This is a genomic window from Marinimicrobium sp. C2-29, assembly GCF_038419845.1.
Classification (GTDB): domain Bacteria; phylum Pseudomonadota; class Gammaproteobacteria; order Pseudomonadales; family Cellvibrionaceae; genus Marinimicrobium.
The window spans coordinates 112,258-126,341 of record NZ_JBCAQT010000014.1 but is presented as its reverse complement, the minus strand read 5'-3'; the positions used below and the strand labels follow the sequence as shown (position 1 = coordinate 126,341).

Sequence of the window (14,084 nt, the reverse complement as noted above, 5' to 3'; positions counted from 1 at the left end):
TCCTTATACTACGACGGCCCACATTGCACTTCGGTACGCTAGCGCACACAAGATGTCACTCTTATAGAATCAACGCCCCTGTAGTTAAAGCGGGCACTCTGGAGTACTATGATCAGTAGAAGCGAAACAACCTGAGGAGCCAAGATGACTGATAGACAGGGATTCTCCGCTGTTGGGCACCGAACTCAACTACGAGACAATGCCGAAGAGCTGATTCACAAGGGCGCCGCGCCCTCGGTCGGGGGCACAACGCTGGGTGTCGATGCTTTGGAGCTGTTGTATCGCCGGGCGAGCAACCCAGAGTTTGCGGCCGATGCGCTGAAACTCCTCCATGAATTGCAGACTCATCAGGTCGAGCTTGACCTTCTGTTTGATCAGCTCCAGGCGAGTGAAGAAGAGCTGACCGAAGAGCTGGCGCACTACAAGGCGCTTTATGACCTGGCCCCGGTGCCCTACCTTATCGTGGATTCCAGTGGCCGACTGGTGGAGAGCAATCAGGCAGCGGGAAAACTGTTTGGTCTTAGCGCTGAGCGCCTGAGTGAGCGTTACCTGAATGACCTTCTGTCACCGTCCAGTCGAGAGACCGTGAACTCCATGATCCAGGAGGTGGTGTCTTCAAAATCAGGGACATCCTGTTCGGTGGAGTTATCCAGCGAGCTCGGCGTTGACGGTCCGCTCACGCTTGAAGCGAAGCTGGGGTCGTACTCCGATCGTGTTTTGATGGTGCTCTCACCGGATTCAACTACCCCCGGTTCCTGATGCGTATTGTTGGCATAGGGGCATCCGCCGGCGGTCTGGCGGCGCTGGAAGACTTTTTCCGGAATACGCCGGCGGATACCGGAATGGCGTTTATCGTCGTGCAGCACCTGGACCCCACCCAAAAAGCCCTGCTGCCCGAACTGTTGCAGCGCATTACCTCCATGCCGGTGCAGGAGGCGCAGGACAACCAACGCATTGAGCCCAATGCCGTCTACGTGATTCCCTCCAATGCCGAGCTCAGGGTCGTGGACGACCGGCTCAAACTGGAGCCTCCCCACGAGCCGAGGGGGATGCGCCTGCCGATCGATGTGCTGTTTTCCTCACTGGCCAGCGCCCAGGGTGATCGGGCCATCGCGGTGGTGCTGTCAGGAATGGGTTCTGATGGCACCCTGGGGCTGCAGGCCATCCGCGCGACCGGCGGGCTCGCCGTGGTGCAGGAGCCGGAGTCGGCGCAGTTTGATGCCATGCCCCGCAGTGCCATCGCGGCCGGTTGTGCGGATATTGTGGCCCCGCCCGGTGAGCTGCCCGAGCGTATCCTGGCGTACGCCACCCGCGTAAGTGAGCCGGCCGAGAGTGAGCGGCCCCAGAGTTCGCCATCGGTCAAGTCAGTGCAGCCGATCGAGCCCATCATTGCCATACTGCAACACAAAACCCGGCACGACTTTTCCCTGTATAAGTCCAGCACGCTGTTTCGGCGCATCGAGCGGCGCATGGCGATCCACGACATTGCGGATTTTGCAGACTATGCCCGGTACCTGACGGAAAACAGCCAGGAAGTGCAGCTGCTATTCAAAGAGATGCTCATCGGTGTCACCCGTTTCTTCCGTGATGCCGAGATCTGGGAGTATCTGCATGACGAGGCGCTTCCGGTCCTGATCGAACCACTTCCGACCGGCTACCACCTCAGGGTCTGGGCGGTGGGCTGTTCCACGGGAGAGGAGGCGTATTCCCTCGCCATGGTTTTTACCGAGGTGCTGGAACAATTGGGGCGTTCGAGCGACATGACACTGCAAGTGTTTGCCTCGGACCTGAGCTCGGAGATGATTGAAACCGCGCGGCGGGGGCGTTATCCGCACACGATAGAAGAGCAGGTCTCCAGGCCGAGGCTGGAGCGTTTTTTTATCAGGCACGAGCATGACTATCAGATTCATCAATCGATTCGCGACCGGGTGCTGTTCGCGCATCACGATATCATTCTCGATCCGCCCTTTACCAAAATGGACCTGATTGCCTGTCGAAATCTTCTGATCTACTTTGATCCGATGCTCCAGCGCCGGATCTTTCCGCTGTTTCACTACAGTCTGCGTGAGCAGGGGCTGCTGCTTCTGGGCAACTCGGAGACGGTGGGCCGGCTGAGCCACCTGTTTGCACCGCTGAAGCCGAGTCTGCGGCTCTACCGAAAGCAGGAGCACGAATCCATTCGCCGCTCCGACTTTTTGTTAAAATCCTTTCCACCTTTGTCCAACCTCTCCAGGGAACAACCCATGTCGGCAAAAAACCAGCCCTCCGGGGGCGCAGACAACCTGCAAAGCGCCGCTGATTACCTGCTGCTGCAGGTTTATTCACCGGCGGCCGTGGTTCTCAACCGGGAGGCTGATATCGTCTATATCAGCGGCCGGACCGGCAAATATCTGGAACCGGCCGCCGGAAAAGCCAACTGGAACATCTACGCCATGGCGCGCGATGGCCTGCGTGCGCCCCTGCACAAAGCGTTACAGCAAGCCCCTCTGCAGAGGGAGCCGGTGGAGCTGAGCGGGGTGGCCGTTCAAAACGGGGAGGGAGTGAAACGGGTGGATGTGATCGTGCAGGCCCTGCGAGAGCCGGCGGTCCTGAAAGACATGACCCTGGTTGTATTCCGGGACGCCGGGGCCGTCAGCCGGAACCTACCTTCAGGCGACGCCGTGGAGCCTGCCTCCGACGACAGTCGCTCCGAAGATATTCAGCAGTACGAGCAGGCCATTGAGCGTCTGAGCGAAGAGGCGAGACACTCCCGGGAAGAACTTCAGGCGTCCAATGAGGAGTTGCAATCCACCAACGAAGAACTGCAGTCCGCCAATGAGGAGCTGACCTCGTCCAAGGAAGAAATGCAGTCAATGAACGAAGAGCTGCAGACCATCAATACCGAGCTGCAGACCAAGCTGGATGATCTGGCGTTGGCACAGAGCGATATGCAGAATGTGCTCAACAGCATTGAAATTGCGATTCTGTTTATGGATCAGGACCTCAATGTCCGCCGCTATACCGCTCGGGCGGCCTCCATCATCAGTCTGCGCGAGAGTGATGTGGGCCGGCCGCTGAGAGAGCTGACCACCGTTCTGGAATATCCGCTGCTGGAAGAGGATGCCCGGGAAGCGCTAGATACTCTGAAAGTCAGTGAAAAGCAGATCACCACACACGAAGGTCGTTGGTTCTCAGTCAAAATCATGCCCTACCGTCGTCTGGACAACGTGATTGATGGCGTGGTCATGACCATGGTGGATATCACCGAGACCAAAAAGCTGGAGTCGTCTTTGCGCGAAGAGTCCGGGATCAAGAGCAGCGAAAGTTGATTAAAACGCCCTTTGTTAGCTACCGCACTGATTTCCTCTCAAAGTTTGCCTATTGTGAAACCTCGCACTGCTTCCCGCCTGACCAGGGCGGGGGCAGCATGGAACGGGAACCACTCTCTGAGGTTTAGCTCATGAACAAGAATCAGGTAGAAGGTCGTAAGACCGAAGGAAAGGGAAAAGCCAGGGAAGTTGCTGGCGAGGCAACCGACGACAAGAGCCAGGAACTCAAGGGAAAGGCCGATCAGCTGGGCGGCAAGGCTGAAGCCAAATACGGTGACATGAAAAGCGGCAACAAACATAACAATAAATGACAAACTCGGCCGCAGAGCTCGATAATCGACTCTGAACCGAGTTAATGGCGCCAGGCGCCCGGAATCTCCGGGACCCTGGCCACATTACGGCGGCGGAAGATCGGGATTGATCTTCAGTCGCCTTGTTCCTCAAAATCGTAGCGAAGTGGCAGTTGCTGACGGATATCGTCCAACACCGCCATGATGGCCACGCTTTCCGCCACGGGAATCACCGGGCTCTCCAGCAGGCCGGCCCGCAGACAGCGGGCCGCTTCACGGACCTGGTAGACAAAGCCATTGTCGGCATTCGTCGCCGTCAGAGTCTCTTCGCTTGTAATCTCCCGACCCTCGATCCGTTTGACAGTGAAAGCGTCGCTCTGCTGAAACTCGGGGTATTCGATCGAACCCCGGTCGCCAAAAAACAGCGCTTCCTGGCCCATCAGCAGGTTGAAGCTGGTGTTCACCGTGGCGATGCAACCGGAAGGGAAGACAAACTGGTAGGAGGCGATCTCGTCGACGCCGGTGTCAGTGAAGCGACAGGTCGCGTGGGTCTTCTCCGGCAGCTCGCCTAGCAGATAGCACAACATGCTCAGCGGGTAGATGCCCATGTCCAGAGTCACGCCGCCGGCGAGGGCCGGATCGAAAAGCCGGGGCCGATAATGGTCCGGCGCAATGCCACCAAAGTTGATGTTGGCGACCTTGATCTCACCGACCGTGCCATTTTGCAGCGTATCGCGCAGTTTGCTCATGCTGGGCAAAAAACGCGTCCAGATGGCTTCCATCAGAAAACAGTGATTCTCCTGGGCGGTTTTTTGCAGCAGGTGCGCCTGCTCGGCATTGACCGTGAAAGGCTTCTCGATCACCAGATGTTTGCCATGCTCCAGCGCCAGCAAGGCGTTGTCGGCATGGAAGTTGTGCGTGGTGGCGATATAGATCACATCGACATCCGCCCGATCGACCAGCGATTGGTAAGTCTCGGCCGCTATGTCGTATTCCCGGGCAAAGGCGTCGGCTTTTTCCGGTGTCCTGGAGGCCACCGCCACCAGCTCGCAGCCGGATTCCAGGTTGATGGCCTCGGCCATCTTGTGGGCAATGACGCCCGCGCCGATGATTCCCCAGCGAATGTTCTTCTCGGACACAGTCTCTTCTCCATTCAATGACAGGGCGACAATGTAGCCCATGGCGCATGCTTTTACCACATTCGGCCAGGTCAGGGCTAAGGTCGTGTGAACCGCTGGCGCGCTCTGGCGACCTCGGGCCGCAGGACGCAGTCCTGTGCATGATCATTGATCAGCCCCATGGACTGCATGAACGCGTACACGGTGGTGGGGCCCACAAACTTCCAGCCCCGTTTTTTCAGGTCTTTTGACAGTGCAATGGATTCGGGGGAGGTGGTTGCCGTTTGCGGGATAAAGTCCGGGCTCTCCTCGGGCTCGTAGCGCCAGATATAGGTGGCCAGCGACCCCTCCCGCTCGATCAGCTCCAGCGCCCGCTGGGCGTTGTTGATCACCGCCTCTATTTTCCCCCGGTGCCGGACAATGCCTGCGTCCTCCAGCAGGCGACTGACATCACGCTCGGTAAACCGGGCAACTTTATTGAAATCAAAATCGTGAAAGGCGGCGCGGAAGTTCTCCCGCTTGGCCAGAATCGTGCGCCAGCTCAGGCCGCACTGAAAGCTCTCCAGGCACAGCTTTTCGAACAGGCGCTGATCATCGTCTATGGGGAAGCCCCACTCCTGATCATGGTACTCGATCATCTCGGGCAGCTGCTCGCACCAGATGCAGCGCAGCTTACCATCAGAATTTGTAACAGTATCGGGCATAGCGTTTCGCTCCGGGCGACTGAGTCAGGACGTAAGCTATAGCGCGCTCCCGCGACTCGGGTCCCCCCGAGATGGACGGCAACTATGGCGGCTATGGTTCAGGAAAAATTCCCTGTCAGCCAGCGCATGAATCAGGGTGTGGACCAAGTGCGCCGGTCTGGTTTTGGGGATCATCTCTTAAAAATATTCTCACAGCAGTAAGATTTTGACGTCAAAAATATCATGGACCGTTTACTTGTCAATGGTTTACATGAAGAGAAAATAAAAATCAATAAAAAACATCGAATAACAAGTTGCATTTATGCAATTTGGTTTTGCATTCTATTCCGAACCTAATGCCGGTGAAGCCATGCTACCATGCACACAATGTCGATCCAGAGGCATGTCGTACAGTATCCATTTTTGAAAACCAATACTAATAACAGACCCTTGATCAAAAATCGGCACCTGCCGAGAAGAAAGGAAAAGTTACCGCTACTAAAGGAATGACTTCAATGAAGACGACTACCTACCGTGGATATAAATATGGGCTTCTGTTGGTTCTGGCGATGCTGGTATCGACAGCCCATGCTCAACCCGAAGATGATGGAAGGAAGCCCTTATCGAGTAGTAACGGAACGGTTTCTAATCTGAGCGGAAACGTGGGAAGTATCATAAGCGATTCCAATAAAGAAATACGCCCGTTAGTCAATGCGGATAAGCTTTACAGTCTGAATTCCGCCTTCGGATTTATCCAGTGGCCATCGGAAAAGCCGATTAATTACAGGCACCCCTTGCTAGAGCAGGCACCGGTTATAGAGTCCGACCCTGAAACCAGAGAGCTGGAGGCCACTATCCGCGTGGGCTATGCGTGGCAGGAGTTTACAACGTTCGTCAACGGGCGAGAGGAGACCAGGAACCTCTATCTGCGCGGCTATAATGGCAAGCTTATTGGCCCAACCCTGGTCGCGCGGCCCGGGGACACTCTTAGAATAAAACTGATCAACGAGATGCCGCCCGAGAAAAAACCTCCTCCGTGCGATCATGGCGGACACTGCGATCACAACCAGCCACACAATTTCAATACCACCAACCTGCATACTCATGGGCTGCATGTAGACCCCGGGGGAAATAGCGACAACGTGTTCATAAAGCTGACGGCGGGCGAATCGTTCGACTATGAAATCAAGATCCCAGAGGACCATGCGGCCGGTACTTATTGGTACCACTCCCACGTACACGGTGCAACCTCTGTGCAAGTGGGAAGCGGCATGGCAGGCGCTCTGATTGTCCCGGGTGATTATGACGATCTTCCGAGCCTGGAGGCGGCTAACTCGAAAATCATGATGCTGCAGGAAATCGCATTCGATGATGAGGGAAGAATCGAGAGCAACAGAACCTTTGCTCCGGGCGCTTGGGAGGAGCGCGCTCACAAAAAGGGTTGGCACATATCTGTCAATGGCCAGGTGATGCCGGAAATAGAAGTTAATCCGGGCGAGCTACAACATTGGCGCTTTATTGCCGGAAATGTACGCAAGAACATCAATCTTCGGTTGGTGAATCCTTGCTCTGGCCGTAAAATTCCGCTTATTCAAGTCGCCGCCGATGGGATCCCATTCCGCCACAAACGAAAAGCAGAGGACAATGGTGTTTTTCTCGCGCCCGGCTACCGAAACGATATCACCTTCCGAACGTTCATTCCCGGTGTTTACTACCTGGTCGATGATGCCCTTGATTCGGGGGCTACCGATCTTCCCAGCGATTATTGTGATTGGCGGAGAGGCGGAAAACCTTTGGTATTGGACGAAAGCGCACATAATGTAATAGCGCGGGTTCTGGTTAAGGATGTGCGTCCGAAACTGTCCCGATTCCCGTCCAATTTCAAGCTAAGCCAGTTACAGCGCCCTAAATCAATCCCGGAAGAAGAGCTGTCGGACAAGGTCGAGATCCTGGATTTCGATATCGATATAAGCGTGTCGCCCTGGAAAGGGCTGATCAATGGCCAGGCATATGACCCCGAAAATCCACGGACTCTAAAGTTGGGCGCAGCCCAGACGTGGCTTCTCAGCTCATCTTTCTCGCATCATCCGTATCACATCCACGTCAACCCATTCGAGGTTATAGAGCGGGATTCCAAAGGAACCATTATTGATCGGTACTGGAAAGACACCATCCTTGTGAACGAAAAAGACCCCAGCGCACCAAATGGCAATGTTGTGGAGATCCGGTCTCGCTATGAGGACTATACAGGCGCTTTCGTTACGCATTGTCACATATTAGATCATGGCGATCACGGCATGATGGAGCACGTTGTAATTGAATGATATTCCAAAAGCAGGTTATTGACGATATAACCGATAAGGAGACCTTATGAGCCAGGTAGAAGACGAGGTATTGCTGGAGAGAACTGTATCCGAAGCCCCTTTGGGGCTGGTTGACATTACACAGCATGAAATCGAAGCGCTAAAGACAGAATATAATCTGGCCGATGCGCATACGCATCAGAGTCAGAGTTCTACCCAGAGAGACATTGTTGCCTCGTTACCGGAACTCTGGTATGCGGCAGAGGAGATGACCCAGTACGAAAGCGAGCAGAGGTTCATTGAATCGTTCTACTCTCTGCAGGGTCAACATACAGCCTTGAAACGGAAGAACGAAATATATCTTCTTTATGCGGCGTCTATCTCGATGCATATTACTGCAACGTACCTCATGCAGAAGGCCAGCCGGGTGGGACTTATCGAGCCTTGTTTCGATAACCTTCATGACCTTATGAAGCACATGCAAGTGCCGATGTCTCCGCTGGATGAGAGTCTGTTCCATGATCCTGATGGGATCTACGATAATATGATGCAGTCAGCACTCGATCTCGACGCCATATTTATCGTTGATCCGAATAACCCGACTGGATTCAGTCTTGCGGCAGACGGTCGGGAGAGGTTTGTTGAACTCGTTCGTTTTTGCAAGGATTACGATAAACTTCTTATCATCGACCTTTGTTTCTCTTCTTTTATTCTGGCATCCGGCGGACAACGGTTTGATCTCTATGAAGTTCTTGAGAACTCTGGTGTAAGCTACATCGCGATGGAAGATACTGGAAAGACCTGGCCCATTCAGGACGCCAAATGTTCTACTTTGCACACCAGTAAAGATATCAATGGCGAAATTTACAATATCGTGACTAGTGTGCTTCTAAATGTGTCGCCCTTTGTTCTTAATCTGGTACAACGCTACGTGGAAGACAGTGTGAGTGATGGCTTCCGCTCGGTGGGGGAGCTTCTGGATGTAAACCGACGCGTCGCAATCGAGTGCCTGAATGGAGATACTTTGCGTTACTGTTCGCCTTTAGTCAACACCAGCGTTGCCTGGTTTGAAATAGTATCACCGAAATTGACCGCTGATGATGTGCAGAGAAAATTGCTCGATAAAAATGTCTATGTACTATCTGGAAAATACTTTTATTGGGCACACCCGGAACGGGGCCAACGATATATTCGAATTGCGCTCGCGAGAAATACCGAAATGTTCCAAAGTGCAATGAAGATTGCGAAAGAGGCACTCCATGGTCTCTAAAGGAAAGCCACTGTTCATCGATGCTACAGTATTCATGGGAATGCATTCTCGTTTCGAGGCGCTACGTTGGCAATCACTGACGATTATGTCACAGAACTTCGGGCGTCGTGTTCACATGAGTCTTGAACAGGTTGGTCAATGTGACGACATCGTATGGGGATATCCCAGGCATATTCAGGACAATTACTATCCTTTCATGGATTGCCTTCACAGTGAGATGGATATTAAGCGGATTCCTTATGGCCGTCACGACTTGCTTTTGGCTTCGGATATTTTGGAGTGTGACGATCAACTTTCACCAAGCAACGCCTTGCAGCTGGCACAAGTGATGAATCATGACGGTATCCTGGCTACTCACGATCCCTTGTTAACGAAAGCAAAAGTAAGCTCAGAGTGTTTCCTGAAGTTTCCCGAATTCCCAAAATCTGAAGAAGAGATTTCGGGCAAGCCTGGCACGGACAGACTGTTCAATGACGATATCGATTGTCTATATTCGCGCTCGAGATGCTTGGTACATTAATCATTTTCGCATGGAGTTATTGCTTTGAATCCTCTTATTTATGCTCCGCTTGTTACACCGCTGTCAGATACGGGAGAAGTCTGCGTCAGAAGCGTAAGGCGGCTGGTAGACTGTCGCCGGGATATAGTAAGTGGTTACGTGGGCTGCCTGACCTCGGGTGAAGGTTGGCGGCTCACCGATGAACAGTGGTTTGCCATGATTGAGGCATTGGTCATCGCCGCCCCCGATCATGTCGTCATTGCCGGAATCGAGCGATCCACGACAGAGGGAGTGTTGGAGCTGGCCTCAGCTGCCGAAGAGTTGGGTGCTCAAGGTATTATGATAACCACTCCCTTTGGTGAGGGCGTATCACAACAAAAAATGATAAAGCACTACCAGAAGGTTCATGATGCAACGGGGATTGACCTCTACATATACAATGAATCCGACCTTTCTGGAAACATAATGGAACCCACAACATTAGTAGCGATATCTAAGCTTCCGCGGGTGGTTGGCATCAAGGAGTCCGGAAATTCTGATGAATTTCTAGCGCTCGCGAACATTCTGAAGACCAACGGATTGAAGATATTTCAAGGCTGGGAGAACCGCCTGACACGATCAGGGTTTGCAGATGGAGCCATTTGTTCACTCAACAACCTGAATCCAGAGATCTGCATGGAAGCCATGAAGAGGCCTTCCGAGGCCATTGAGCGAAAAATTGAAGCGTTGTGCCGGGAATACAGGCTATTCGAAGACGACTGGTACCGCTACATCAAGAGAACTCTCGTGGAAATGAATGTCATCTCAACCGACCTACTTGCGGGGTAGGGAGCTATCAGTTCACGTCATTCGCTCGCCCAAAGGTGTTAATCGTGCTCTTATAGCACATTCACATGCTATGAACCTGGCATAAGGAGGGGGTATGCTCACCCAGAAATCACTGTACCTTTATAATTGTGAACGTATTCAGGATACTATTAATCACGATCCGGAGTATTTGGCATTCGAGGAACAATGGGTTTCCGCAATTATCGAGTCCGTGGATGGGGTAGGTGACGATTTCGGATACAGGGATCTCGTTAACTATTTCGACAGACTTGTTGAGGAGGAGTCAGCCGATGAGCCCGAGTCAGCTGCTTATGTTTCCAAGAGTATGTCGTTGGACGAGTTCCGGGTCATGGTGCAGGAGTTCGCTGTAGATGGGCTCACTGAAGCGCAGGTTTTTTACTACATCATGCCTCGGCTTCATCTGGAGGCACAGATGCCGATGCTTCGAATTCTGATTGACGAATTTGGATCGGCCAACCCAAACCGCATGCATACCGGGCTTTATTGTAAGTTACTGAAAGAGCTGGGTATGCCCTCAACGGCGTCTTTTTATATCGACAAGATAGACGATGTCAGCTATGAGTTTCTGAATATGTACTTCTGGCTTACTCTTCGGGCTGATGATCCTTCCTATTTTGTTGGCGCGCTGACCTACCTGGAAACCATGATTCCCGTTGTGTTTCCTTGCTACGTAGATGCTTGTAAGCGTCTGGGAATTGAAGCGCACCAATATTATAGCGAACACTGCCACATCGACGATTTTCATGCGGTTGAAGGCAAGCGGATTTTCAAGGCTATGGAGCGAACGGGAACATTGAACGCGCGCAAGGCGTGGCTGGGTGTCAAGCTTTCCAGTGTCGTTACCAACAAGGTTTTCGATAACGCTGTGAATGTGGCCAGATGCTCATCGAAGCGGACAGATGACAGTGAAACCCTAACAGAGGCATGACATGGTAGGCACCGAAAACTATGAATCAGGAACTTTCATTGTCGCTGTAGAAGGCGTTCAGTACCGAGTCCCAGCTCATTGTCCGCACCGAGGCGGGCGAATGGATCATGGCGTTTTTAACGAGCGATCCAGAACCATTACCTGCCCGCTACATAAATCAACATTTCGGGTGGATACGGGGTGTCAGTTGGCCGGACCCGAGTGCGGTAGGTTGGCGACTGAGCGTGTGGATTCTGATACTGAACCGGCCCCTAATATCTGATCTGTCTTCTGTTAAGGAAGCCAGACGAACGCATGGTTGGTGTTTTCAATTATATCAAAGTTGCAAATTCGGGTTGCATACATTCGGGTGTGGGAAGGCGACCGAAACGAGTAAGATTGATAACGCTGGCCTTCGGTTGCCAAGAAACGTTTGATTGATAGTTACTACCTACCTTGTCTTTTTTAGGATGATTCGTTATGAATGATAAATACTTTCCCTATGGTGCGTTAGTTCTTCGTGTTGCTCTTGGCATTGTCCTTGTGGCCCACAGTGTTTACCTGAAGTTGTTCGTGTTCACACTCCCCGGAACGGCCTCTTTCTTTGAATCTATTGGACTTCCGGGATGGTTTGCCTACGTAGTTTTCGCTGTCGAAGCGATTACTGGCGTTGCGTTGATCGCCGGCTACAAAACCAGGATATGCGCTGCGGTTGTTGTGCCTATTCTGCTCGGTGCCACTTGGGCGCACCTGCCCAACGGGTGGCTCTTCACTGCGGAGAATGGGGGCTGGGAATACCCCTTGTTTCTCACAGTAATCGCCGCCGCCGTCGTCTTGACGGGTTCTGGTGCCTACGCGCTGGACAACAGACAGGCCTCTACCGGAGAGTCTCCCTATGCGCCAACAGTGGAAAAATCCAGCTAAGGAAAGTAACGGTGACTACTAAACCCTATGTACCTTATCAAGCCGAAGAACCGTGGCTGCCATTTTCAGAGGCGCTGTTGAGCTGGGACGAGGCATTCCATCACTTGATGCTGAACGACCACATTCGCATGATCGCCTATAAAGCGGCAATTGATGAGGTCATTAAGCCGGGAGATACGGTTCTGGATTTGGGGACTGGAACCGGTATTCTCGGTCTCTGGGCTCTGGAGGCCGGCGCCGGTAAAGTCTACGGAATTGACATGGATCCCGAGGTGTTGGCTATTGCCACTAGCGTGATGGCGCAGAACGGCTTTGAGGACCGTTTTGTGCCCATCAACAAGTTGTCTTTCGACGTTGATCTGCCGGAACGGGTTGACGTCCTGATTTCCGAAATCATGGGGAACATGGGCGACAATGAAGGCTTCCAGCCAATCTTGAACGATGCCATTGAACGCATGCTCAAGCCCGGTGGGAAATGCATCCCCCTGGAAGTGGAGTCCCATATCGTGCCTGTTGCGGCGTGCGGCGCGCACGAGGCTGTAAGCAAGGGAGATGTGGCGACTATCAACGACAGCTATTCGTTGGATCCTTTGCTTGAAAGTCACGGGGTAAACAGTCGCTTTGATATGTACTACGATGCGATTTTACCCAGGGCCACCTATCTTGGTAGCCCGGCGCTGTTGAAACGTTACCAGGATGACTGGATCCAGAGCTCCGCGTACACAGAAGCGCGTACGTTCGATATCAATACCGACGGTCTACTGACAGGTTTCAAGGTATACTTTGTGGCCTGTCTGTCCCCTAAAAGGGTGTTGGATATCTCCGGCGATGATATTTTGGGCCGAACGACGTCCGATAGCTGGAAACACGCTTATCTGCCAATTGCCGAACCAATCTCGGTCAAATGCGGCGATCGTCTGTCCCTGGAGTTTTCCCGGTTCTATCCCATCAAGGAAGAGGGAGTTACAGATCGTTTTAGGCAGGGCTATGAATGGCAAGGATCCGTTAAACGGCACGGCGATTTAGTCGCCATGTTTCGGCAGGCAACAGGTGCCAGGGTTTTGGTTGGAACGGCGGCGAACGCGACTGTTCATGAAGAATGATTTGTGCGTCGTCGCCGTGAGTTGTAACCCCCCCCCTTAATCTGTAGGGCTTGGAGCGTGAACAGAATTTGGGGTTGAAAGGCTTTGAGCGTCAGGGTGAAGTGGACCTATAGAAGTCGATATATAAGAGTTCCGGTTAACCAGAAATCGTTCCAGATTGCTCGGGTAGTCCGGGTCCACCGCGTTCTTTATTGAAGGCCGATTTGACAGGATTTCACGCCATTCCTGTACCTTTGTGTAGCCGGAAAAGACGTCATGTGGAAGGAACGGATCCATCGTGTCGAAGTAGCGAAACACAGGGCCGAAAGCCGCATCAACCATGCTGAATGCATCGCCTGCGAAATAGGGCAAAGCTACAGCGGATTCCAGGTGACTGAACTTGGTGCTCAACTCGCTTGCCTGATTATTGTATTCCGTACTTGTTTTTGCGTTATACAATTTTGCTATGTTGTTCAGTATCTGCGATGCAAACTCAATCCATCCTCTGTGTTGCGCTTTGGTGATAGAACTATCCGGGTGCAATGATCCCGGGGTGACTTCGTTTAGAAATTCACAGATGACAGCGGATTCAAATATCACATCCTTGCCGTTGACCAACAATAAAGGTACCGTTCCCGTCGGAGACATTCTAAGGAACCAATCCGGCTTGTTACTCAGGTCGATGTAGGTTCGTCGGTGGGTAATGTTTTTTTCGTCTAGTGTGATGATGGATCGTTGTACATAGGGGCACAGGTTATGACTAACGAGCTCCAGGGATTCAATAGACATGATAGACTCCACAGCCTGGGTTTATAGGGTACAATGGGCGCCTGCCAATAATTGGTTAGCCA

The 14,084-nt window shown here is 52.6% G+C and carries 14 protein-coding genes; 11 read left to right on the top strand and 3 right to left on the bottom strand.

Annotated features, from left to right (window positions below; all coding sequences use genetic code 11):
* The first annotated feature begins 144 nt into the window (after positions 1 to 144).
* The 3 genes from AAE484_RS14305 to AAE484_RS14295 all read left to right on the top strand — a co-directional run bounded on the left by AAE484_RS14305 (position 145) and on the right by AAE484_RS14295 (position 3,619).
* A complete protein-coding gene (locus tag AAE484_RS14305) occupies positions 145 to 759 on the top strand; it encodes a PAS domain-containing protein (RefSeq protein WP_341939093.1) in 615 nt (204 codons plus the stop codon).
* The gene (locus AAE484_RS14300) at positions 759 to 3,308 is read left to right on the top strand and encodes a chemotaxis protein CheB (protein WP_341939092.1); all 2,550 of its coding nucleotides are present in this window, start codon (positions 759 to 761) and stop codon (positions 3,306 to 3,308) included. The genes AAE484_RS14305 and AAE484_RS14300 overlap by 1 nt, the downstream gene beginning before the upstream one ends.
* A gap of 131 nt (positions 3,309 to 3,439) precedes the next feature.
* Positions 3,440 to 3,619 carry a CsbD family protein gene (locus tag AAE484_RS14295; protein WP_341939091.1) on the top strand — a complete coding sequence of 60 codons (180 nt, stop codon included), beginning with the start codon at positions 3,440 to 3,442 and terminating at the stop codon, positions 3,617 to 3,619.
* Positions 3,620 to 3,732: 113 nt separating this feature from the next.
* Here AAE484_RS14295 and AAE484_RS14290 read toward each other — a convergent pair whose 3' ends face one another.
* Together AAE484_RS14290 and AAE484_RS14285 are read right to left on the bottom strand one after the other, a co-directional pair.
* The gene (locus AAE484_RS14290; protein WP_341939090.1) at positions 3,733 to 4,779 is read right to left on the bottom strand and encodes a Gfo/Idh/MocA family protein; all 1,047 of its coding nucleotides are present in this window, start codon (positions 4,777 to 4,779) and stop codon (positions 3,733 to 3,735) included.
* A 35-nt stretch (positions 4,780 to 4,814) separates the two neighbouring features.
* Positions 4,815 to 5,420 (bottom strand): DNA-3-methyladenine glycosylase I, encoded by a 606-nt coding sequence (locus AAE484_RS14285; protein WP_341939089.1) that lies wholly within the window; start codon positions 5,418 to 5,420, stop codon positions 4,815 to 4,817.
* 494 nt (positions 5,421 to 5,914) lie between these two features.
* On the opposite strand from AAE484_RS14285, the gene AAE484_RS14280 reads away from it, so the two are divergent.
* From AAE484_RS14280 to AAE484_RS14250, 8 genes are all read left to right on the top strand, one after another.
* Positions 5,915 to 7,723, top strand: coding sequence for a multicopper oxidase family protein (locus tag AAE484_RS14280; protein ID WP_341939088.1), 1,809 nt, complete (start codon positions 5,915 to 5,917; stop codon positions 7,721 to 7,723).
* A 46-nt stretch (positions 7,724 to 7,769) separates the two neighbouring features.
* Entirely contained in the window at positions 7,770 to 8,972 is a 1,203-nt protein-coding gene (locus AAE484_RS14275) for a hypothetical protein (RefSeq protein WP_341939087.1), read from the top strand.
* Positions 8,962 to 9,492: a DUF6190 family protein gene (locus AAE484_RS14270; protein WP_341939086.1), complete on the top strand. Its 531-nt coding sequence runs from the start codon at positions 8,962 to 8,964 to the stop codon at positions 9,490 to 9,492. The genes AAE484_RS14275 and AAE484_RS14270 overlap by 11 nt, the downstream gene beginning before the upstream one ends.
* A gap of 24 nt (positions 9,493 to 9,516) precedes the next feature.
* A complete protein-coding gene (locus AAE484_RS14265) occupies positions 9,517 to 10,299 on the top strand; it encodes a dihydrodipicolinate synthase family protein (RefSeq protein ID WP_341939085.1) in 783 nt (260 codons plus the stop codon).
* Positions 10,300 to 10,393: 94 nt separating this feature from the next.
* Positions 10,394 to 11,248, top strand: a complete 855-nt coding sequence (locus tag AAE484_RS14260) for an iron-containing redox enzyme family protein (RefSeq protein ID WP_341939084.1) — start codon at positions 10,394 to 10,396, stop codon at positions 11,246 to 11,248.
* A gap of 1 nt (position 11,249) precedes the next feature.
* Positions 11,250 to 11,510, top strand: a complete 261-nt coding sequence (locus tag AAE484_RS17485) for a Rieske (2Fe-2S) protein (RefSeq protein ID WP_445928860.1) — start codon at positions 11,250 to 11,252, stop codon at positions 11,508 to 11,510.
* Positions 11,511 to 11,707: 197 nt separating this feature from the next.
* Complete coding sequence (locus AAE484_RS14255) at positions 11,708 to 12,151, top strand: DoxX family protein (RefSeq protein ID WP_341939083.1); 444 nt, start codon at positions 11,708 to 11,710, stop codon at positions 12,149 to 12,151.
* An 11-nt stretch (positions 12,152 to 12,162) separates the two neighbouring features.
* Positions 12,163 to 13,254, top strand: a complete 1,092-nt coding sequence (locus AAE484_RS14250; protein WP_341939082.1) for a 50S ribosomal protein L11 methyltransferase — start codon at positions 12,163 to 12,165, stop codon at positions 13,252 to 13,254.
* 36 nt (positions 13,255 to 13,290) lie between these two features.
* On the opposite strand, the gene AAE484_RS14245 is transcribed toward AAE484_RS14250, so the two are convergent.
* Positions 13,291 to 14,022: a glutathione S-transferase family protein gene (locus AAE484_RS14245; RefSeq protein ID WP_341939081.1), complete on the bottom strand. Its 732-nt coding sequence runs from the start codon at positions 14,020 to 14,022 to the stop codon at positions 13,291 to 13,293.
* Positions 14,023 to 14,084 lie beyond the last annotated feature (62 nt).